The sequence below is a fragment of the Variovorax sp. PEI5 genome, from assembly GCF_056679935.1.
In genome coordinates, this window is sequence record NZ_JBWXPH010000002.1 from 1 (window position 1) to 19,784 (window position 19,784).

General features: G+C 69.1%; 16 protein-coding genes and 1 pseudogene. 7 read left to right on the plus strand and 10 right to left on the minus strand.

What is annotated here, in order from left to right; translation table 11 throughout:
* The coding region (locus AC1MLT_RS16510; protein ID WP_481035099.1) for a transporter associated domain-containing protein at nucleotides 1-196 on the plus strand (196 nt) is incomplete at its 5' end.
* A gap of 143 nt (nucleotides 197-339) precedes the next feature.
* On the opposite strand, the pseudogene AC1MLT_RS16515 reads toward AC1MLT_RS16510, so the two are convergent.
* From AC1MLT_RS16515 to AC1MLT_RS16540, 6 genes and pseudogenes are all read right to left on the minus strand, one after another.
* A pseudogene (locus tag AC1MLT_RS16515) lies at nucleotides 340-1,145 on the minus strand (AraC family transcriptional regulator).
* The gene (locus AC1MLT_RS16520; RefSeq protein WP_481035100.1) at nucleotides 1,142-2,014 is read right to left on the minus strand and encodes an oxidoreductase; all 873 of its coding nucleotides are present in this window, start codon (nucleotides 2,012-2,014) and stop codon (nucleotides 1,142-1,144) included. The pseudogene AC1MLT_RS16515 and the gene AC1MLT_RS16520 overlap by 4 nt, the downstream one beginning before the upstream one ends.
* Nucleotides 2,015-2,168: 154 nt before the next feature.
* Nucleotides 2,169-3,149 carry a Bug family tripartite tricarboxylate transporter substrate binding protein gene (locus AC1MLT_RS16525; RefSeq protein WP_481035101.1) on the minus strand — a complete coding sequence of 327 codons (981 nt, stop codon included), beginning with the start codon at nucleotides 3,147-3,149 and terminating at the stop codon, nucleotides 2,169-2,171.
* 32 nt (nucleotides 3,150-3,181) lie between these two features.
* A complete protein-coding gene (locus tag AC1MLT_RS16530) occupies nucleotides 3,182-3,985 on the minus strand; it encodes an enoyl-CoA hydratase-related protein (RefSeq protein ID WP_481035102.1) in 804 nt (267 codons plus the stop codon).
* A gap of 33 nt (nucleotides 3,986-4,018) precedes the next feature.
* Nucleotides 4,019-5,233 carry a CaiB/BaiF CoA transferase family protein gene (locus tag AC1MLT_RS16535; protein ID WP_481035104.1) on the minus strand — a complete coding sequence of 405 codons (1,215 nt, stop codon included), beginning with the start codon at nucleotides 5,231-5,233 and terminating at the stop codon, nucleotides 4,019-4,021.
* 108 nt (nucleotides 5,234-5,341) lie between these two features.
* Nucleotides 5,342-6,235 carry a LysR substrate-binding domain-containing protein gene (locus tag AC1MLT_RS16540; RefSeq protein ID WP_481035105.1) on the minus strand — a complete coding sequence of 298 codons (894 nt, stop codon included), beginning with the start codon at nucleotides 6,233-6,235 and terminating at the stop codon, nucleotides 5,342-5,344.
* 182 nt (nucleotides 6,236-6,417) lie between these two features.
* On the opposite strand from AC1MLT_RS16540, the gene AC1MLT_RS16545 reads away from it, so the two are divergent.
* Nucleotides 6,418-7,401, plus strand: a complete 984-nt coding sequence (locus AC1MLT_RS16545) for a tripartite tricarboxylate transporter substrate binding protein (protein WP_481035107.1) — start codon at nucleotides 6,418-6,420, stop codon at nucleotides 7,399-7,401.
* Between the two features lie 48 nt (nucleotides 7,402-7,449).
* On the opposite strand, the gene AC1MLT_RS16550 is transcribed toward AC1MLT_RS16545, so the two are convergent.
* Nucleotides 7,450-8,400, minus strand: a complete 951-nt coding sequence (locus AC1MLT_RS16550) for a LysR family transcriptional regulator (protein WP_481035109.1) — start codon at nucleotides 8,398-8,400, stop codon at nucleotides 7,450-7,452.
* A 107-nt stretch (nucleotides 8,401-8,507) separates the two neighbouring features.
* Between AC1MLT_RS16550 and AC1MLT_RS16555 the strand changes: the two genes are divergently transcribed.
* From AC1MLT_RS16555 to AC1MLT_RS16565, 3 genes are read left to right on the plus strand one after another with little or no spacing between them, the layout of a single operon-like run.
* Nucleotides 8,508-10,346: a gamma-glutamyltransferase family protein gene (locus AC1MLT_RS16555; RefSeq protein ID WP_481035110.1), complete on the plus strand. Its 1,839-nt coding sequence runs from the start codon at nucleotides 8,508-8,510 to the stop codon at nucleotides 10,344-10,346.
* A gap of 48 nt (nucleotides 10,347-10,394) precedes the next feature.
* A complete protein-coding gene (locus AC1MLT_RS16560) occupies nucleotides 10,395-11,360 on the plus strand; it encodes a Bug family tripartite tricarboxylate transporter substrate binding protein (protein WP_481035111.1) in 966 nt (321 codons plus the stop codon).
* A complete protein-coding gene (locus tag AC1MLT_RS16565; protein ID WP_481035112.1) occupies nucleotides 11,353-11,928 on the plus strand; it encodes a GAF domain-containing protein in 576 nt (191 codons plus the stop codon). Before AC1MLT_RS16560 ends, AC1MLT_RS16565 begins: the two co-directional genes overlap by 8 nt.
* Here AC1MLT_RS16565 and AC1MLT_RS16570 read toward each other — a convergent pair.
* On the minus strand, nucleotides 11,925-13,589 hold the full coding sequence (locus AC1MLT_RS16570) for a tannase/feruloyl esterase family alpha/beta hydrolase (RefSeq protein ID WP_481035113.1): 1,665 nt from the start codon (nucleotides 13,587-13,589) through the stop codon (nucleotides 11,925-11,927). The genes AC1MLT_RS16565 and AC1MLT_RS16570 overlap by 4 nt on opposite strands.
* Before the next feature lie 362 nt (nucleotides 13,590-13,951).
* On the opposite strand from AC1MLT_RS16570, the gene AC1MLT_RS16575 reads away from it, so the two are divergent.
* Nucleotides 13,952-15,673 (plus strand): carboxylesterase/lipase family protein, encoded by a 1,722-nt coding sequence (locus AC1MLT_RS16575; protein WP_481035114.1) that lies wholly within the window; start codon nucleotides 13,952-13,954, stop codon nucleotides 15,671-15,673.
* Between the two features lie 42 nt (nucleotides 15,674-15,715).
* On the opposite strand, the gene AC1MLT_RS16580 is transcribed toward AC1MLT_RS16575, so the two are convergent.
* Both AC1MLT_RS16580 and AC1MLT_RS16585 read right to left on the minus strand, forming a co-directional pair.
* The gene (locus AC1MLT_RS16580) at nucleotides 15,716-17,899 is read right to left on the minus strand and encodes a putative bifunctional diguanylate cyclase/phosphodiesterase (RefSeq protein WP_481035116.1); all 2,184 of its coding nucleotides are present in this window, start codon (nucleotides 17,897-17,899) and stop codon (nucleotides 15,716-15,718) included.
* 41 nt (nucleotides 17,900-17,940) lie between these two features.
* Complete coding sequence (locus tag AC1MLT_RS16585; RefSeq protein ID WP_481035117.1) at nucleotides 17,941-18,825, minus strand: LysR family transcriptional regulator; 885 nt, start codon at nucleotides 18,823-18,825, stop codon at nucleotides 17,941-17,943.
* 75 nt (nucleotides 18,826-18,900) lie between these two features.
* Here AC1MLT_RS16585 and AC1MLT_RS16590 point away from each other — a divergent pair, with 75 nt between their 5' ends.
* Nucleotides 18,901-19,770, plus strand: a complete 870-nt coding sequence (locus AC1MLT_RS16590; RefSeq protein WP_481035118.1) for an HpcH/HpaI aldolase/citrate lyase family protein — start codon at nucleotides 18,901-18,903, stop codon at nucleotides 19,768-19,770.
* Nucleotides 19,771-19,784 lie beyond the last annotated feature (14 nt).

Consider the following 19,784-nt stretch of genomic DNA (forward strand, 5'->3'; position numbering starts at 1 on the left):
TGAAGAGGACCGGGGTCGCTATCACACCCTCAGCGGCATGATGATGCTGCTGACCGGACGGTTGCCCAAAGTGGCTGATACGGTCGATTGGGAAGGGTGGCGGTTCGAGATCGTCGACATGGATGGCAAGACGATTGATAAAGTCCTGGCAAGTCGATTGCCCGAGGCAACGAAATCTGACGCGGATGTCGCTTGAAGAATGAATTGTTCCGGGCTGCCGTTAACTTATCAAAGCGATTCTCGGCATCGCGCCAGGATACCGATGGGCCCAGCCCGACCAAGTCAAAGTTCACAACACGCTCCAGGAGATCGGGGACGATCCAGCATGGGACGAGCGCATCAATGCGACGAGATCCACTGCTTCGGCCCAGGCATCTCCGGCATGGCGTAAGCGCTTCGCAGGCGCGCGACTTCCAAAGCCGGGCTCGAACCGAAAAGACGTTTGAATTCGCGACTGAACTGTGATGCGCTTTCGTAGCCCACATGCACTGCCGCAGCAGCGGCCGTCATGTTCTCCCGCAGCATCAGGAGCCGGGCCTTGTGCAGGCGTAGCGATTTCAGGTACTGGAGCGGGGACGCATGGGTCACTTCCTTGAAATGCGTGTGGAATGTGGCGACGCTCATGCCGGCCTCGGAGGCCAGGGTGTCGACCGCGAACGATTCGGCGTATGCCCCATGGATTCGTTGCAGCACCTTGCAGATTCGTGCCACGCGGCCTTTGTCAGACAACGCCGCCCGCAATGCGGGGCCTTGCGTTCCGCTCAGGACGCGAAAGTAGATTTCCTGGATCACTCCAGGGGACAGGATCGCGGCTTGGACGGGCGAGCCGATGACCTCCAGCAAACGCAGGACGCAGGCGGACAGATCCTCGTCGATGGGAGTCGAAAGCAGGCTGACCGGTGCCTGCTCGGGCGGACCGAGCAGATCGTCGAGTTGGATCGCGATCCGAGCGACCACCGGCAGGTCGAGCGTCAGGTAAACAGCTCGTACAGGACGGGTGTGGTCTTCAGTGGACGATCCGAACGCAGCAGTCGCACGCCCGAGACCGGCGTCGCGGTGTAGCCCTCCGACGGCGCAAGCCTGCGCATCAGGGAGACTGTGCGCTGGCGAATCGTTGCCCGGTCGTGCCCGAGGGTCTGCTTCATGGCACCCGAGCGTACCGGTCCCCGACGCACTGCCAGGCGTTGTCGGTGGAACACGTCAGCGCTTCATGGGCGGCGATTTGGGATTCCATGTCTCTGAGCCTTTCCCGCACGAGCCCGAGGGCGTCACTGCCGAGCAACAGCTGCACAGGTGGATCCTGCATCTGGACAAGTTCGAGGATGGCGGCCGCAGCCCTGGCTGGGTCACCGAGCTGTCTGCCGTGCTTCTGGTGACGCGCGTGGCGGATGGGATCGAAGAGCGCGTCGTAATCAGGAATGGTGCGATCCGAACGAACCATGGAGCGCCCGGCCCAGTCGGTGCGGAACGAGCCCGGCGCGACGGCGGTGACGGCCACGCCAAACGGCTTCATCTCCTTGGCCAGCACCTGTGAAATGCCTTCCAGGGCGAATTTGCTGCCGCAGTAGTAGGCGATGCCTGGCATGGTGATGAAGCCGCCCATCGAAGTGATATTGACGATGCGACCAGCACGGCGTTGACGCATGCCAGGGATCACCGCCTTGGCCAATGCCACGGCGCCGAAGACGTTCACGTCGAACTGCCTGCGCATCTCCTCGATGGGCGATTCCTCCATGATTCCCTCATGCCCATAGCCAGCGTTGTTGATCAGCACGTCGATCGGGCCGATCGAGGCCTCGACTTCGGCCACGACGGGTTCGATCCTTTCGAACTGTGTGATGTCGAGCAGGCGGGCATGGGCGCGGCCCGGTTGCAAGGCATCGAACAGCCGACGTGCCTCTTCGTCGCGGACGGTACCGACGACCTGATGGCCTGCGGACAGCGCGGCCATGGCAATGGCGCGCCCGAAGCCGCTGCTGACGCCGCTGATGAAAAAGAGCTTGGAGATGTTCATGGCCTGAATCGTAGGGAGGCAGGGTGGCGTCGCCTATGTCGAATCGTCTGGCATGCTTGCCTGATTCTCCGAAACATGCGCCCAGCAACCGCTGCCCGTGCAGGACCGATCTCCCGCGGGGACGGTCTCGATCTCCGTCTGATCGGCGAGGTCATCACTCCGGCTGGATGCCGGCGGCGCGGATCACGCCGCCCCACTTGCGCGAGTCCTGCGCCTGGAACTGCGCCAGTTCCTGCGGCGTGGTCGTCCAGGCCTCGGTGCCGGTCGCGTCGAAGAACGACTTCGCCTGCGGACTGCGGGTGGCATCGATCAGGAGTGCGCGCAGTTTCTCCACCACCGCAGGCGACGCCGCGGCGGGCAGGTAGGCGGCGAACCAGTAGCCGATGTCGTAGCCCTTCACGCCCGCTTCATCGATGGTGGGCGTGCCCGCGAGCCGAGCCAGACGGCGGGTGGTCGATACGCCCAGCGCACGCAGCTTGCCGCTCTCGATGTGTGGCAGGCCGGTGATGGTGTCGACCACCATCGAGTCGATCTGGCCTCCCAGCAGATCGGTGATCGCATTGGGATTGCTTTTGTAGGGGACGTACAGGATGTCGGTGCGACTCAATTGCTTGAACAGTTCACCGGCCACGCGACTGGATGAATTGCCGGCGCCGAAGCTGAGCCGACCCGGCTCGGCGCGTGCCCTGGCGACGAGGTCCGCGACGGTCCTGTAGGGCGCGTCGGCCCGCACGACCAACACCTGGCCGCCGCGTCCGAGGCCGGTGACCGGCCTGAAGTCCTTCTCGGGGTCATAGGGCAATTTCTTGAACAGGTGCGGATTGGCCGTCTGGGTGGTGTTGGTCGTGATGAGCACGGTATAGCCATCGCCTGCCGCGCGCGCGGCCTCCTGCGCCGCGATCAGGCCGCTGGCGCCGCCGCGGTTGTCGACGATGACCGGCTGCCGGGTCTGGGTCGTGACCGAGTGGGCGATAGCCCTGGCGATCTGGTCGGTCGCGCTGCCGGCGGCGAACGGCACCAGGAAGGTGATCGGGCGGTTCGGGTAGTCGGGCGCCTGGGCGAGGGCGGCACCGGTCGAGACCAGCGTGGCCCAGAAGGCGGTCGCGGATGCGAGGCGTGACATGAGTTTGTTCATGGGGGTCTCCATGGCGTCGTGCGCTCGAGCGGTCAGTCGCGCGCCGCCGGGCGTTCCAGGAAGCGTGCGACGCGCTCCTTGTGTTCGGCCCCGCAAAGCAGGATCGCCTGCATCGAGGCCGCCATCTCCAGGGTCGCTTCCAACGACGAGGTGGCCGATTCGCGTACGAGCTTCTTCGCCATGCGAAGGGCGTTCGGCGGGTTGGACGCGATGCGCCTGGCCCACGCGGTCGCCGTGCCATGGAGGTCCTCGCGCGGCACCACCTCGGAGACGATGCCCAGGCGCAGCGCCGTCCCGGCATCGAGGAACTCGCTGGTGAGCGTCATCTCCAGGGCCTTGGCCAGGCCCACGATGCGGGTCAGGAACCAGGCGCCGCCGATGCCCGAGACGAGGCCGATGCGCAGGAAGCTCTCGGCGAAGCGGGCATCGTCCGCCGCGATGCGGAGGTCGCACATCAGGGCCAGGTCGCAGCCCGCGCCGACGGCCGCGCCTTGCACCGCGGCGATGACCGGTGCGTCGATGGCCCTGATCGCCAGGGGAATCCGGTGCAGGCTCCTGCGCAGGCGTTCCCGCACCTCCTCCACGCCACCCTGCATCAGGTCGGCGCCGTCGCGCATGTCCTTGACGTTGCCGCCGCTGCAGAAGTGGCGGCCGGTCGACCGCAGCAGCACGCAGTGGACGTCCGGCTGCCGCGAGGCATCCTCCAGCGCCGAGGCCAGCGCCGCCGTCATGGCGACGGTCAGCGGGTGCCCGGGTTCGGCGGAGGACAGCGTGAGGGTCAGCACACCGTCCTCGGTGTGGCGGGTGACGAGTGGCGTGTCGGTGACGGGTTTCATGATGTCTCGATTCGATGGTTGGCGGATGTGGTGTCAGGCCGATGCGTCCGACGGCAGATCCTGGGCGACGAGGGCGCCGCTCGCATGCAGCGCCAGGGCTTCGGCGGCTGGAATGCCGTAGTCGGCCAGGATGCGCATGGAGTGCTGTCCCAGCATCGGCGCGGCTCGGTAGGGCGTCGCCCGATCGGTGCCGATCGCCAGGCCCGGCATGCGCACGGGACCGGCGATCGGATGCTCGGTCGTGATCTCGACGCCATTCGCGCGGTATTCGAGCGAGCCGCACACATCGCCATAGCTGGCGATCGGCGCGCACAGGATGTCGGCTTCGCTCAGGAGCGCGAGCCAGTGGTCCGTGCCGTGGCGCCGCAGCAGCGGGTCGAGTTCGGCGTGCAGGAGCGCGCGGTGGGCCACGCGGTCGTCGTTGGTGGCGAACCTGGGGTCCTCACGAAGGCCTGGAGCGCCCACCAGGCCGCAGAACCGGCGCCACCGCTCCGGGTGGTAGGCCGCGATCATCAACCAGCCGTCGGCACTCGGATAGGCCTCGTTGGGCGCCGCATAGGGCGCGGCGCTGCCGAGCCGGCCGGGCTCCTCGCCCGTGGACAGGTGAAAGGCCAGTCCCACCTGCTGAAGCATCAAGGTCGAATTGAACAGACTCAGGTCCAGATGCTGGCCCTGGCCGCCGGCGCGGACCTGGTGCAACGCGGCCAGCGTCGCGATCGTCGCCAGGTAGCCGGTGCTCATGTCCGCCACCGGAATGCCGACCTTGCAAGGCTCGCCTTCCCCTGCGCCCAGCATGCTCATGAGGCCCGAGGCCGCCTGGATGATCCCATCGACGCCGGCCTTGTCGCGCCCCGGTCCGGTCTGGCCATAGGCGGAGATCGAGCAGTACACCAGGCGTGGGTGGTCGTGCCGCAGGGACTCGTAATCCAGTCCGAAGCGGGCCATGACACCCGGGCGGAAGCTCTCCAGGACCACATCGGCGGACAGCGCCATCCTGCGCACCACGGCCCGGCCGGCCTCGCTCTTGAGATCGATGGCGAGACCGCGCTTGCTGCGGTTGACGCTCAGCGCCACGAGACTCTCGCCGTTCTGCCACGGCGGGCCGATCGCTCGCCCGAGCTCGCCCCCCAGCGGCTCGATCTTGCTGACATCCGCGCCCAGGTCGCCCAGCAGCATGCCGCAGACGGGTCCGGCGACCACATGTGAAAAGTCCAGCACACGCAGTCCGGACAGGCTGTCTCGCATCATCCTTCTCCGGCCCGACGGATGACGTCGGGTGCTTCTTCGTTGGGAAGGCTGAAGCGTATGGAGGGGCGACGGCGGCGGCAAACGACTTTTCGGGACGGTCCCTTGACTTTATGTCGATGCCAGCCAATCGAGAAAGGCCACGAGCGCCATGGAAGGTGGACGATCGGCGGGCCAGACGAAATGGTAGGTATGGCCGTGTCGGTCGAGCACGAAGTCCAGCGGCGCGACCAGCTCGCCGCGCTCGATCTCCCGTGCGACGAGCGCGCGTTGGGCCAGCGCGATCCCGTGGCCTTCCATGGCCGCCTGGTAGGCAAGCAGGGAGGTCTCGTATTTCATCCCGGCATAGGCGTTGACGGTCGTCGCTCCCGCGGCATCGAGCCAGAGGCGCCAGTCGTCGGGGCGCGCCAGGGAGTGCAGCAGCACGCAGCGCCGGAGATCGGCGGCCGTCGACGGTAGCGCGAAACCGGCCGTCGGTGCCATGACCGGAAGCAGCTGGTTGTCCAGCAGCCGCCGCGAATGGATCCGGGGCCGCGACCCATCGCCCAGTTCCACGCCGCCGTCGAGTTCCTCGCGGTCGAAGTCCAGCGGTGTGGAGGACGTCGCCACCTGCACGTCGATGTCCGGATGCGCGCCATGGAAGCCGGCCAGACGCGGGATGAGCCATTTGACGGCCAGCGTCGCCGGCGAGCGCAGTCGCAGCACATGCCGCCGGAAGCTGCCTCCCATGACCGCGTTGGTCGCTTCGCGCAGCCCGACCAGCAGGGGCGAGATGGCTTCGAGATAGCGCCGGCCCGCTTCGGTCAGGACGAAGCGTCCGCCCGTGCGATCGAACAGCTGCACGCCCAGGAAATCCTCGAGCGAGCGGATCTGGCGGCTGACCGCCGCCGGCGTGACGTGGAGTTCCTCCGCCGCCCGGGTGATGCTGCGCCATCTCGCGGCGACTTCGAATGCCTTGAGGGGATTGAGCGGCGGCAGCGGCAGCATGAAGGGCGTGGATGTCATTGCGGTGCGGACCGGCGACATGGCCGATCGGGTGATTCCTCATCAACGCGAACGCCGGGCAACAGCGGTCCGTGCGGCCGTCGGGCGGCCACTGTCCGCCAGCCGCTGTCCGCCAGCCGCCCGAGGCGAGAATACCGTTCGCTTCCTCGACCCCACGAACAAACAGGACCGGAAAAAAAAGAATGAAGAGACATACCTTGTTGCGCGTCTTCGCGGTCGCGGCGCTCGGCGCCGCATTCAGCCCCATCGCGTCGTCGGCGACCTGGCCGGAACGGCCCATCCGCCTGGTGGTGCCTTTCCCGCCCGGGCAGGCCACCGACATCTTCGCTCGCGCATTGGCCGAACAACTCGGCAAGCGATTGGGTCAGCCGGTCATCGTCGACAACAAGGGCGGTGCCGGCAGCAACATCGGGACCGAGATGGTGGCACGTGCGCCCGCGGACGGTTACGCGCTGCTGGTGGCGGGCAGCGCCATGGCCGTGAATCACACGCTCTACAAGACCCTGCCCTATGACGTCAAGAACGACCTGACCGGCATCACGCTCATCGCCAAGGTCCCGCTGGTGTTCCTGGCGACGCCGGCCTCCGGAATCACCTCCATCCAGGACCTGATCCGGCGCGCCAGGGCCGAACCCGGCGTCCTGAACTACGCCAGTGCCGGCGTGGGCGGGACCCAGCACCTGTCGGCCGAGATGTTCAAGGCGGCCACGGGCACCTTCATCACCCATATCCCGTATCGGGGCAGCGGTCCGGCACAGGCCGACTTCATGGCGGGACAGGTGCAGCTGATGGTCGACTCGGTGACTTCGGCATTGCCGCTGATCCAGAGCAACCGCGCCGTGCCGCTGGCCGTGACCTCGGTGAACCGCTCTGCGCAACTGCCCGGGGTGCCCGCCATGCGCGAGACCGGCATCGCCGCGTTGAAGGGGTTCGAAGGCGTGGGGTGGCTGGGCCTGATGGCACCCGCCCAGACGCGGCCCGACGTGGTCGCGCGTCTGAATCAGGAGGTCACGGAGATCCTCCGATCCGAGTCGATGGCGCGTTTCATCGGTGACCGTGGATCGATCGCGGCGCCGTCCACCGGGGCTGAATTCGATCGCTTCATCCAGACCGAGATCGTCAGGTGGGGCGATGCGGTGCGGCGATCCGGTGCCACGGCCCAGTAGCTGATTCGAGCGGATCGACGGCCGCGCCTGGCGCCTGGACGTCCGTGCCTAAGCGCCCGGGCGCAGGCCCGCCAGGATCGCATCGCGCAGGCCACTGATCACCGCCTCCTTGGGTGAGCCCTTGAGCCAGGCCAGTCCCACCGGTGGCAGCGACCAGGGCAGGGCCTGAGGCAGCACCTCGCCGGCGCCATCCTGCGCCACCGCCTGGGCGATGTCGTCCGGCAGCACGGTGACCCCGCGCGGCAGCCGCCGCAGGGCCGAAGCGAGGGTGCGCACGGCATAGGCCTCCAGCAGCGGCACGGGCGAGCGCTTGCCGGCGCTGGCGAACAAGGCGTCGATCACCTGACGGATGGGGGTGTCGGTGGGGGGGAACAGCCAGTCCATGTCCGACAGCTGGGCGATGTCGATCCGTGGATAGCCGCCCAGCCGCGCCGCGCTGGGCCGGGCCACCACCAGGCGGGGCCGTTGCTGGTAGAGCAGCACCTGCTGGATGTCGTCGTCGACCTCGGCCTGCGAGAAGCGGCAGATGGCGCAGTCGAGCGAGCGTTCGCGCAGTGCCCGCAGCAGGTTGCCGGTGAGGTCCTCCACCGACTCCACCGTGATGCGTGGCTGATAGGCGAAGAGATGCCCCCAGGTGAGGTCGAGCACCCGATCGGAGGCGTAGGGCAGCACGCCCAGCCGCAGGCGTCCCTGGCGTCCCACCCGCACGCTGTCCAGTTCCCGAACCAGCGCCTGGTTCTCCGCCACGGTGCAGCCGGCACGGGCGATGACCAGTTCGCCCGCGACGGTGGGCTCCAGGCCGCGACCGGTGCGAACGAACAGCAGCGTGCCGAAGATCTCCTCGATGTCGGCCAATGCCCGGGTCACGGTCGGCTGGCTGGTGCCCAGCAGCTCGGCCACCCGGGTGACGGAGCGATGCCGCGCCAGGGCGATCAGCAGGGTGTAGTGGCGCAGCTTGAGCCGGTTCTCGATGGCATCGGGCAGGGAAGCGGGTGGCATGCGCATCGACGATGAAGACATAGCAGAAAGGACATTGTGTCATGCATGGACATGCCCCTTGGTCTATTTCATGCTTCGCTCCCTCACATCCGACCGACCGCACCACCATGAGCACGTTCACCACCCGCCCCGAGATCACCGGCACCTTCGGCGTCGTCTCGTCCACCCACTGGCTCGCCTCGCAGACCGCGATGGGCGTGCTGGAGCGCGGCGGCAACGCCTTCGACGCCGCGGTCGCCGGCGGTTTCGTGCTCCAGATGGTCGAGCCGCACCTCAATGGCCCGGGCGGCGAGGTGCCATTGCTGCTGTGGAGCGAGTCCGAGCAACGCATGCTGGCCGTCAACGGCCAGGGCGTGGCGCCGGCCGAGGCCTCGGCGCAGGCCTTCCGGCGCCTGGGCTTCGAGCAGGTGCCGGGCATCGGCCTGCTGCCGGCCACCGTGCCGGGCGCGTTCGGGGCCTGGATGCGGGTGCTGCGCGACCACGGCACCTGGTCGCTCGCCGAGGTGCTGGCGCCCGCCATCGGCTATGCGCGCGACGGCTTTCCGCTGATCGAACGCGCGGTGCAGGCCATCTACGCGGTGCAGGACCTGTTCCGCGAGCAGTGGACATCGTCGGCCGCGACCTGGCTGCCGGACGGCCGGGTGCCCGCGCCCGGAGCGCTCTTTCGCCTGCCCGTGCTGGCCGCCACCTACGAGCGGCTGGTCGGCGAGGCCCAGCGCCGCGGGCCGGGGCGCATCGCCGAGATCGATGCCGCGGTGGACATCTGGTATCGCGGCTTCGTCGCCACCGAGATCGACGGCTACTACCGCACCGCCCGGGTGCGCGACTCCAGCGGCGAGTCGCATGGCGGCCTGCTGCGCTACGACGACCTGGCTAACTGGCGGGCCACGGTCGAGTCGCCGCTGACCATCGACTTCGGCCGCTACACCCTGGCCAAGTGCGGCTTCTGGAGCCAGGGCCCGGCCTTCCTGCAGCAGATCGGCATGCTGCGCCATGCCGGCCTGGAGCGGCACGCGCCGCACACCGCCGGCTTCGTCCATCGCATCGCCGAGGCCGCCAAGCTGGCCATGGCCGACCGCGCGGCCTGGTATGGCGCCGCGCCGGGCGCCTCGGCCGCGGCGCAGGCCGCGCTGCTGACCGACGACTACCTGCGCGCGCGCTGGGCCGAGACCGGCGAGCGCGCCGCGACCGACTTCCGGCCCGGCCATCCGGGCGGCCGCGAGCCCCGCCTGCCGGACCTCGACGTCGCGGCGCGCACCCTGCGCACCGCCGACGTGCGCTTCGGCATCGGCGAGCCGACCTTCGCCGCGCTGCCGCCGGTGGCCGAGTGGGCCGAGCGCGAGGTCTTCGTCGGCGACACCTGCCACATCGACGTCATCGACCGCCATGGCAACATGGCCGCCGCCACCCCGTCGGGCGGCTGGCTGTCGTCCAGCCCGACCATTCCCGCGCTCGGCTTCGCCATCAACACGCGGCTGCAGATGACCTGGATGGACGAGGGCCTGCCCAACACCGTCACCCCCGGCGTGCTGCCGTGCACCACGCTGTCGCCCTCGATGGCGCTGCGCGACGGCCGGCCCTACATGGCCTTCGGGACGCCGGGCGGCGACCAGCAGGACCAGTGGGCGCCGGCCTTCTTCCTGCGCCACGCGGTGCATGGCATGAACCTGCAGCAGGCCATCGATGCCCCGGCCTGGCACGTCGACCACTTCCCGGCGTCCTTCTGGCCGCGCCCGACCACCCTCAACCGCCTGACCGTCGAATCGCGTTTCGATCCGGCGCAGATCGAGGCCCTGCGCGCCGCCGGCCACGAGGTGCGCGTGGGCGAACCCTGGTCCGAGAGCCGCATGTCGGCCTGCACCCAGGAGCGCGACGCCCGGGGCCGCCTGCTGCTGCGCGCGGGCGCCAACCCGCGCGGCATGCAGGGCTACGCGGTGGGCCGCTGAACCGTTTCTCCGCTCTTTTCCATCCACTTCCAACTCCGGGCTCTTCCCATGACTTCCATCCTCCGACGCGGCCTGCTGGCCGCCGCTCTCCTCGGCACCGCGGGCCTGGCCTTCGCGGCCTATCCCGAGAAGCCCATCACGCTGATCGTGCCCTGGGCCGCCGGCGGTTCGACCGACATCCTGGCCCGCGCCCTGGCCGAACAGCTGACCCGGTCCATGGGCCAGCCGGTCATCGTCGACAACCGCGCGGGCGCTTCCGGCAACATCGGCTCCAACTTCGTCGCCAAGGCCAGGCCGGACGGCTACACCCTGCTGGTCGGCTCGATGAGCACCCACGCCATGAATCCCGCGATGATGGAGAAGATGCCCTTCCGGGGCGTCGAGGACTTCACGCCCATCGCGCAGATGGCCAACGTCGTCAACACCATGGTGGTCAGCAACTCGGTGCCGGTGAAGAACGTCAAGGAGTTCATCGCCTATGCCAAGGCCAATCCCGGCAAGCTGAACTACGCCAGCGCCGGCCCCGGCTCGACCAACCACCTGAGCGCGGTGCTGTTCGAGAAGGCGGCCGGCGTGCAGATGGTGCACGTGCCCTACAAGGGCGGGGCGCCGGCGGTGCTCGACACGGTGTCCGACCAGACCCAGGTGCTGTTCTCGGCCGGCACCCAGACCCTGCCGCACGTGAAGGGCGGCAAGCTGAAGCTGCTGGCCGTCACCGAGGCCCAGCGTTCGCCCCTGCTGCCGGACGTGCCGGCCGTCGCCGAGACCCTGCCCGGCTACGAGCTGAGCGTGTGGTATGGCCTCTTCGGCCCCGCCGGCATGCCCCGGGACCTGGTCGCCCGGCTGAACGAGGCGACCAATGCCGCGCTGTCGGATCCCGCCATCCGCGCCCGCATGGACAGCATCGGCGTCGAGGTCGTCAGGACCACGCCCGCGGTGTTCGCGGACATCCTGAAGAAGGACGCCGAGCGCTATGGCAAGACCATCCGCGACCTGGGCATCAAGAATGAATGAGGCATCCACCGAGCCGGCCGACCTGGCACTCCCGGCCGCCATCTGCCGGTTGCTGAGCCACGACCTGCCACGGGCGGCCGACCCCGGGGCGGCCCTGGCCATCGTCGAGGCGGTGCGCCAGCAGTTGCTGGGCGACGGCCTGCTCACCATCAACCTGGACGTCACCTCGCCGGAGGCGGCACCGGGCGTGGTCGAGCTGCAGCGCGCCTGGTCCTCGCGGCCGGCGCACTATCCGGTGGCGGGCCGCAAGCGCAAGACGCTCACGCCCTGGACGCGGCAGCTGCTGCGGCAGGCCGAAGTGTTCGTGGGCGAGGGCGACGATGCCCTCGCCGCCGTGTTCGACGATGCCGCCCTGATCCGTTCCATGGGCCTGCACGCGGTGGTCAACGTGCCGCTGGTCGAACCCGGCGGCCGGTGCTTCGCCACCTTCAACGTGCTCGGTGGCAACCAGGCCTGGACCCCGCGGGAGCGCCTGCTCATCGAGTTGCTGGCCGTGCTGGCGCTGCCGGCGGTCGGCCGCATCGCCGAGCGCCTGCGACCGGCGGCGGCGATGGCACCGGCGGGCTAGCCCGGTGCCCTGGCGCCGGTGACGGCGGCCGGCGCGACGCAGGTGAAATTCGCCGCGTCGTCGGTGCTGCCGCTGCCGACGTGGACGGCCTTCCTCGGATAGGGGCACAGCGGGCGGGTCCGCCCGGCGACGCCGCCCACGACACGGGTCGCCACGATGCGCTGCGGCGCCACGCCCTGATCCACCCAGCGATCCAGCGCCGAGAGCAGATCCCGATCGGCATCGACGACGGGCGAGGACGCGCCCGCGTTGCCGAAGTTCGACGTGCCGGTGCCGCCGGAGCAGTGGCCCATCCCGGGAACCAGGAAGAGACGGAAGAAGTCGTCCGTGGCCGCCTGCGAACCCTGCCGGTCGCGGACCTGCTCGTAGTAGGCGATGGTGTCCGCGGCATTCACCACGGGATCGGCCCAGCCCTGGTAGACGATCGCCTTCGCGCCACGCGACCTGAAGGCCTCGATGTCGGGGTTGACCTGATCGACCAGCGGGCTCACCAGGGCATCGGCGAGCTGCAGATCCCGGTCGTAGTCGAAGCTCCACCAGTTCCATGCCGCATCGTTGTGGACCCACAGCCGCCAGTAGTCGGAGCGCACCGGCTCAGTCGAGCCCCAGTAGCCGGGCCAGCCGGACTCGGTGCCCACCACCAGACCCGGATAGATCTGCGCGCCGGTGGTGGGGCTGCGGGGACCCGCGTAGATCTTCCGGGCCACGTCGAGCTCCGCCGGACTCAGGCAGCTGCCCGCGTTGCCGGTGCTGGCACACGAGAGGGACGCCACATCGAACGCCGGGGCGGTGCAGGCGCGCGGATCCTCCATCACGCCATCGGTCACGCCGTCGAGCGCATCGCATGCCTTGACGGCGGCGGTGGTGATGGCGGCCGCCTTGGCGGCCGACAGGATCACCGGGGTGTTGGTGTTCGGCTGGCGGTTTGAGAGGAAGCGGTGCATGAACTCGACATTCAGCCGGGTGCGATTGCCGCCCGGCGCACCGGCGATGACGCCGTCGAAATCCTGCGGATAGCGCTGGATCTCGGCATAGCCCTGGTGTCCGCCCGTGGAGCATCCGTAGTAGTACGCCTTCCGGGCGGGCACGCCCTGCAGTTCGGTGATCAGGCGCTTGGCCGGCACGGTGATCGCATGGATGGAGCGCGTGCCCCAGTCGGTGATCTTCTCCGGGTGTCCCCGGCCCCAGGCCATGTCCTCGGTGGTGTGGCCGGTGTCGCCGCCGATCACGGCATAGCCCTGCCGCATCGCGTAGGCCATGTCCGCATAGCTGAGCTGCGGGCTGTAGCCGCCATTGCCGGTGGTCACCATCTTGCCGTTCCAGCCCGAGCCCTGCGGCACCCAGACCTGGAAATCGATCGACGAATCGCTGCTGGGCTTCGCGTTGGCGTCGATGCGGCAGAAGGCGGGCAATCCAGCCAGCGCCGGGGCACCGGTGGCCGGCACATAGGCACCCGCCGGCACCGGCTTGGCGCTGCGGACCACGGCGCCCTCGAGCCCGAGGCGGGCGAAGCTGTCGACGTCGCAGGCCTTGGCGACGCCGGAACCCGTGCCACCGCCCGTCGGCGTGCCTTCGTCGCCACCGCCGCCGCCTCCGCCGCATGAGGCCAGCAGGCCCGAGGCCAGCAACGCGACGCAGGGAATGAAATACCGATTCGTCATGGTGTCTCCGATTCTTGGTGGGGCAGCCTAAGCCTGCGGACACTTCATGGGCAAATCAGAATTTCAGATCGATTCATTTGTATTCCGGATCGCTCCCGAATCCATCGACCGATTCATTGATCGATCCATGGATCACCCGATGGATGGCACGGCGTCGCTCCGACGCGGACCCCGACCGCGACGGGACAGGGCCCCACGACCCATAGCCCATCGTGATCGATCCCTCACGATGATTGAATGTCCAGGACGCGGCGGGCGGGATAACGTCGGCGGCCATGAATGCCAGAACCGACGACGAGACATCCGGGCCGGTCCCGCCAGGGCGGCGGACCTGGCGGTGGCGGGCATCCGCCGGCCTGGCGATGTCCCTCGCGCTGCTGGCGGGTGGCTGCGCGATCGAGCGCGGTGCGCCTTCCATGCAGCGCCGCACGACGGCGGGGCCGGTCGTCGGCAGCGACGACGGCCGGACGTCGGGCACCTGGAGCTGGAAGGGCGTGCCCTATGCCAGGGCGCCGGTCGCGGACCTGAGATGGCGTGCGCCGCGCGACGCGCGGGCCTGGACCGAACCCCGATCGGCCACGGCCTTCGGACCCGCCTGCGTCCAGACCGGTCGGCTGTACGGGCCCGGCCTGAACAATCGCCACGACGACAGCATCGGGACCACGCTGGGCAGGACCGTCGGGTCGGAGGACTGCCTGACGCTCAACATCTGGTCGCCCGCCGCGCCGGCGACCGTGCTCAGGCCGGTCATCGTGTTCGTCCACGGTGGCAGCAACATCGCCGGCTACACGGCGGATCCCGTCTACGACGGCGCGGCGCTCGCCCGCAGCCAGGATGCCGTCGTGGTGTCGCTCAACTACCGGCTGGGCGTCTTCGGGTTCCTGAACCAGGCGCAGCTCAAGAACGGCGACCGCGAAGAGGATTCGGGCAACTTCGCATTGCTCGACATCGTCAAGGCCCTGACCTTCGTGCAAGCCGACATCGCCGGGTTCGGTGGCGATCCGGGCCGGGTGACCCTGATGGGCCAGTCGGCCGGCGCCGTGAATGTCCATGCGCTCCTGACCTCGCCCATGCTGGTGGCGCGCGCCAGGCCCCTGTTCCACCGCGCCGTGGTGCTCAGTGGCGGCATCTCGACGGCCGCCTCGCTGCCCCAGGGCGCCATCGCGGGCGTGCTGCCGGCCGCGCTGTGGGCCGCGCGTGGCGACGCCCTGCTCGACGAGGGGCTCGTCGCCCAGGGGCGCGCCTCCGATGCGGCCGGCGCGCGTCGACTCGTCGCGGAGTCCGGCGCGGCGGCGGCGGGCGGGTGGCTCCGGGGCATGCCGGCCGACCTGGTGCTGGAACTGGTGCGGACGCGGCTCGCGGCGCGCGGCATGGCGTCGTCCAATCCGATCCCCGATGGCTGGGTGGTCGCGCGGGACCCCATCGCCGCCATCCGCGCGGATCGCTACCTCCACGTTCCGGTGCTCGCCGGCCATGCCCGCGACGAGACCAGGCTCTTCCCGCAGCTGCTGGCCCTGCGCCCGGAGTTCGGCGGCATCAGCGGACGCCTGCTCGACGATGCGGCTGTCTTCGCGCTGGTGGCGCACTACGACCCGGAAGCCGCGCCAGGCACGACGATCGAGCAGTGGATACCCGGCGCGCTGCTGCCGGTCGATGCGCCGATCACGGGCTTCGGTGCCTGTTCGGCCGCGCTGGACCGGCTCTGGTTCGCCGCCATACGGGACGACGCGCTGGATGCGCTGCGCGGCCGGCAGGCCGCCGTCTGGGCCTATGAATTCGACTGGGACCGGCTTCCCGCGCCCTTCGACAGGATCTTCGGAGCCGCGCATACCTTCGACCTGCCATTCGTGTTCGGCAATTTCGGTCCCTCCCTGTATTCGGGAATCTCGTTCACCCGGGCCAACGAACGTGGCCGGCTGGCCCTGTCGCGGGTGATGCAGGACGCGCTCGGCGCTTTCGCGCGCGATGGCGATCCGAACCATGCCGGTCTCGACGTGACGTGGAGGCCCTGGCCGGGCCGATTGCGATTCGACGCCGACCAGGACGTCCCGCGGGTGACCGCGCAGCAGGGCGATGCGTCCTGAGGCGGGCGGCGCGTGCGCCCGTCGGCGGCCCGGCGAGTCGCCTCAGGCGGCGAACACCTTCCGCTGGAGGAAATGCGTCAGGTCCGCGATGGCCATCGGCTTGCCATACAGATAGCCCTGGACGTGGCGGCAGCCGCATCGCTGCAGGAAGTCGCGCTGCTCGATGGTCTCGACGCCTTCGGCGATCACCTGCAGCTGGAGCTTGTCGGCCAGGAAGATGACGGCCTTGACGATCGCGGCATCGGCCTCGTCCTTGCAGATCTCGGTGATGAAACTGCGATCGATCTTCAGTCGCGTCAGCGGATAGCGCTTGAGCAGGCTCAGCGAGGCATAGCCGGTGCCGAAGTCGTCGAAGGCGATGCCCACGCCCAGGTGACGCAATGCGCGCAAGGGCTCCAGCACGAGTTCGTCGTGCGCCAGGATGATGTTCTCGGTGATCTCGAGCTCGAGCGCCTGGGGCGGAAGACCGGTGGCTTCGAGCACGCGCAGGACGTCGTGGGCCAGTTGCCCGTTCTGGAACTGGGCGCCGAAGAGGTTGACGCCCATGACCAGGTCGGGCAGCACCTTGCGCAGCTCCACCGCGTAGGCGCAGGCCGTCGCCAGCACCCACTGCCCGACCTCGGCCGCGCAGGCGCCCGATTCGATGGCGGCGATGAACCGGACCGGCGTCAGCAGACCCTCGGTCGGATGCCGCCAGCGCAGCAGTGCCTCCAGACCCACCAGGGCCTGATCGGCCACGCGGATCTGCGGCTGGTAGAACAATTCGAATTCCTGGTGCTCGAGGGCGCGCCGGAGCTCGCCTTCCAGCGCGCGTCGCGTCACGACCTTGTCCCTCAGCCGCGTGTTGAAGAAGCGCACGCGGTTGCGACCCTGCGCCTTGGCTTCGTACATCGCCAGGTCCGCCGCCGACAGCAGATCGCCCACGTCGGCGCCATCGCCGGGATGCACCGCGATCCCGATGCTCGCTGTGACGTGGGTCGGATGGGCATCGATGGCCTGGGGCGAGGCGATGGCCTTGAGCATGCACTGCGCGCCATGCTCGATCCGGCTCAGGATCGTCTCGCCCGGCATCAGGATGGCGAATTCGTCGCCGCCCAGGCGAGCCACGGTATCGATCGGCCGGGCGCACGACAGCAGTCGCGCGGCGACCTCCTTGACCACCTGATCGCCGGCGCGGTGGCCCAGCGTGTCGTTGACGTCCTTGAAGCCATCGAGATCGAGCATCATCAATGCGAACGGCTCCTGGCGATCCAGGCATTCGGCGACCCGGCCGAGCAGCACGCCGCGGTTGGGCAGGCCCGAGAGACTGTCGATGTGGGCGAGCTGGAACAGTCGCTCCTCGTCGGCCCGGCGGGTGGTCATGTCGCGGATGATGGCGCCGAAGCTGGCCTGGCCATCCTCCTTCCACGCGGACAGCGACAACTCGATCGGGAACTCCCGGCCGTCCTGGTGGCGCGCATCCAGCCCGACCGTGCTTCCCACCAGACGCGGAGCACCCCCGGCCACGACCCGCTGCAGGCCGGCGCCGTGGCTGCCGCGCATCCGCGGCGGCACGATCAGATCGATGCTCGAGCCGACCGCGTGCGTCGCCTCGAAGCCGAACAGCCGCTCGCAGGCCGAGTTCCAGAACGTGATGCGACCCTCGTGGTCGGCACAGATGATCCCGTCGGGCGAGGTGGCGGCGATCTGCTCGAAGCGGGTCTGGCCCGCGCGATGCGCGACGGCCAGCCGACGGACCTCGAGCTTGTCGAGCACCAGGCTCGCCAGGGCCTTCAGGTGCTCGCGATCCTGCGTCGACAGGCCATGGCGGGGGCGGTGATCGAGGATGCACAGCGTGCCCAGCACATGCCCACCGGGCGTGACCAGCGGCATGCCCGCATAGAAGCGTATGAAGGGGGGGCCCAGCACGAATGGGTTGTGGGCGAAACGCGGATCCAGCTTGGCATCGGCGACGACCAGGATGTCGTCGAGCTCCAGCGCGTGGGCGCAGAACGCCACGTCGCGCCCCGTCTCGCAGACATCCAGGCCCGTTCGGGCCGAGAAGAACTGGCGCTCGCGCTCGACGATGGAAACCAGGGCGATCGGCACGTCGAACAATCTCGATGCCAGCTGGACGATGGCATCCAGCCGCAATTCGCTGTCGTCCGCCTTGAGGTCGTATTCCGCCAGCGAGGCGAGACGGGCCGATTCATCGAGCGGCAATGGGGTGTATCGCATACGAGACATGAGGATGCCGGGTCTTGTTTCGGGGTGGAATGTCGACGCCGTCAGTGTGCCGCTTTCGCCGCGACGACCGCTTCCGCGCTGTCCACGAAGCCCTCGATCAGCGCCAGGCGGGCCGATCCGCGCAGCCACAGCACGCCGAATCGCCGTGGATCGGAGGGCAGGGGCAAGGCGATCTTGGCGACGTCCTGGCCGTCGAGCAGGGGCGATGCGATGTCGGGCACCAGCGAGACCCCGAGTCCGCGATCCACCATCATCGCGATGGCCAGCAGCGAGCTCAATTCGAAGCGTTCCTGCGGCACGATGCCCGCGGCGCGCAGGTAGCGGTCGGCCTGCTTGCCGCCACCCAGGCTGCGGTCGTAGCGGATCAGCGGCGAGCCACGCAGCAACTCGTGCGGATCGCACTTCGCGTGGCGGCGCGGCACCAGCAGCACCAGCGGCTCCTCGCGCAGCAATGTCCAGCCGAAGGTCTTGGCCAGTGCGAAGGGCGGATAGAGACACACGGCGGCGTCGAGCTCGCCCTGCTGCACGGCCTTGTAGAGCGTGGCCGTGGTGCCCGCATGCAGGAAGGTCCTGACGCTCCCGTGCGTGCGGACGAAATGCGCCAGGATGTCTGGCAGCAGGCTGTGCAGGGCGGTGTTGATGGAGCCGATGGTGAGCTCGCGGCCGGCCAGGTCGGCGCCCAGGAGGACCTTGAGATCGCCCACCTCGCGCACCACCGCCCTGGCACGCTGCGCCAGCAGATGACCGGCGGCGGTGGGCTGCACGGTGCGGCCGGCGCGGGCGAGCAGGCCGGTGCCCAGTTCGCGCTCGAGGGTCCGCATCTGCTGCGCGATGGCGGCGGGCGTCAGGTTGAGTCGGCGGGCGGCCTCGGACATCGAGCCCGACTCGACGACCAACAGGAAACTGTGCAGGTATTCGGTTTCCATGACCACACATTTTCTATCATCTGATCATAGAAACGATGTGTTCGTTGAGGTCCGGGCGCCACGGATACTGCCCGCATGAAAAGCAAACTCTTCGTTCCGGGCTCGCGCGCCGAACTGTTCGCCAAGTCGCTCGCCAGCGCCGCGGATGCCGTCTCCTTCGACCTGGAGGATGCCGTCGCGGAGTCGCGCAAGGACGAGGCCCGGGGCATCCTCGGGGAGTTCCTGCGCGCGGGGGGCGTCGTCGCCAGCGGGCAGACGATCATCGTACGCGTCAATGCCATGGACACGCCGCACTTCGAGGCCGACGTGCGCTGCGTCGTGCACCCGGGCGTGGATGTGCTGAATCTCCCGAAGCCCGAGAGCGCCGACCACGTGCGGGCCGCCGTGGCCTCGATCGAACGCGCGGAGCGGGCCAACCGCGTCGCGGTGCCGGTCGGCCTGCTGCTCAACATCGAGACGCCCGGCGCCCTGCGCACGGCGGTCGAGCTGGCGCGGTCGCATCCGCGCGTGGTCGGGCTGCAGCTCGGACTGGGCGACCTGTTCGAGCCGCTGGGCATCTCGCGGCGCGAGCCGTCGGCGATCCGGCAGGCCATGTTCGCGGTGCGCATGGCCGCGGCCGAGGCCGGGGTCTATGCCTACGACGGCGCCTTCGCGGACATCCGCGACATCGAGGGCTTCCGCGCCGAGGCCGAACTCGCGCGCGACCTCGGCTTCCTGGGCAAGACCTGCATCCATCCGAGCCAGGTGGCGATCGCCAATGACGTCTTCCGTCCGACCGAGGCCGAGATCGCCCATGCGCTGAAGGTGGTCGAGGCCACGCGCGAGGCCGATGCCCAGGGGGTCGGCGCCTATGTCGTCGACGGCCGGATGATCGATCTGCCCTTCGTGCTCCGCGCCCGCGCGATCGTCGCCAGCGCCCGTGGCCTGGGATTGCTGCCGCCCTGAGAAACGCCGCGTCC

Coding starts and splice junctions, on each gene's coding strand:
- AC1MLT_RS16520 (WP_481035100.1), bottom strand. CDS start 2,014: ATGAACATCTCCAAGCTCTTTTTCATCAGCGGCGTCAGCAGCGGCTTC.
- AC1MLT_RS16525 (WP_481035101.1), bottom strand. CDS start 3,149: ATGAACAAACTCATGTCACGCCTCGCATCCGCGACCGCCTTCTGGGCC.
- AC1MLT_RS16530 (WP_481035102.1), bottom strand. CDS start 3,985: ATGAAACCCGTCACCGACACGCCACTCGTCACCCGCCACACCGAGGAC.
- AC1MLT_RS16535 (WP_481035104.1), bottom strand. CDS start 5,233: ATGATGCGAGACAGCCTGTCCGGACTGCGTGTGCTGGACTTTTCACAT.
- AC1MLT_RS16540 (WP_481035105.1), bottom strand. CDS start 6,235: ATGACATCCACGCCCTTCATGCTGCCGCTGCCGCCGCTCAATCCCCTC.
- AC1MLT_RS16545 (WP_481035107.1), top strand. CDS start 6,418: ATGAAGAGACATACCTTGTTGCGCGTCTTCGCGGTCGCGGCGCTCGGC.
- AC1MLT_RS16550 (WP_481035109.1), bottom strand. CDS start 8,400: ATGCCACCCGCTTCCCTGCCCGATGCCATCGAGAACCGGCTCAAGCTG.
- AC1MLT_RS16555 (WP_481035110.1), top strand. CDS start 8,508: ATGAGCACGTTCACCACCCGCCCCGAGATCACCGGCACCTTCGGCGTC.
- AC1MLT_RS16560 (WP_481035111.1), top strand. CDS start 10,395: ATGACTTCCATCCTCCGACGCGGCCTGCTGGCCGCCGCTCTCCTCGGC.
- AC1MLT_RS16565 (WP_481035112.1), top strand. CDS start 11,353: ATGAATGAGGCATCCACCGAGCCGGCCGACCTGGCACTCCCGGCCGCC.
- AC1MLT_RS16570 (WP_481035113.1), bottom strand. CDS start 13,589: ATGACGAATCGGTATTTCATTCCCTGCGTCGCGTTGCTGGCCTCGGGC.
- AC1MLT_RS16575 (WP_481035114.1), top strand. CDS start 13,952: ATGTCCCTCGCGCTGCTGGCGGGTGGCTGCGCGATCGAGCGCGGTGCG.
- AC1MLT_RS16580 (WP_481035116.1), bottom strand. CDS start 17,899: ATGTCTCGTATGCGATACACCCCATTGCCGCTCGATGAATCGGCCCGT.
- AC1MLT_RS16585 (WP_481035117.1), bottom strand. CDS start 18,825: ATGGAAACCGAATACCTGCACAGTTTCCTGTTGGTCGTCGAGTCGGGC.
- AC1MLT_RS16590 (WP_481035118.1), top strand. CDS start 18,901: ATGAAAAGCAAACTCTTCGTTCCGGGCTCGCGCGCCGAACTGTTCGCC.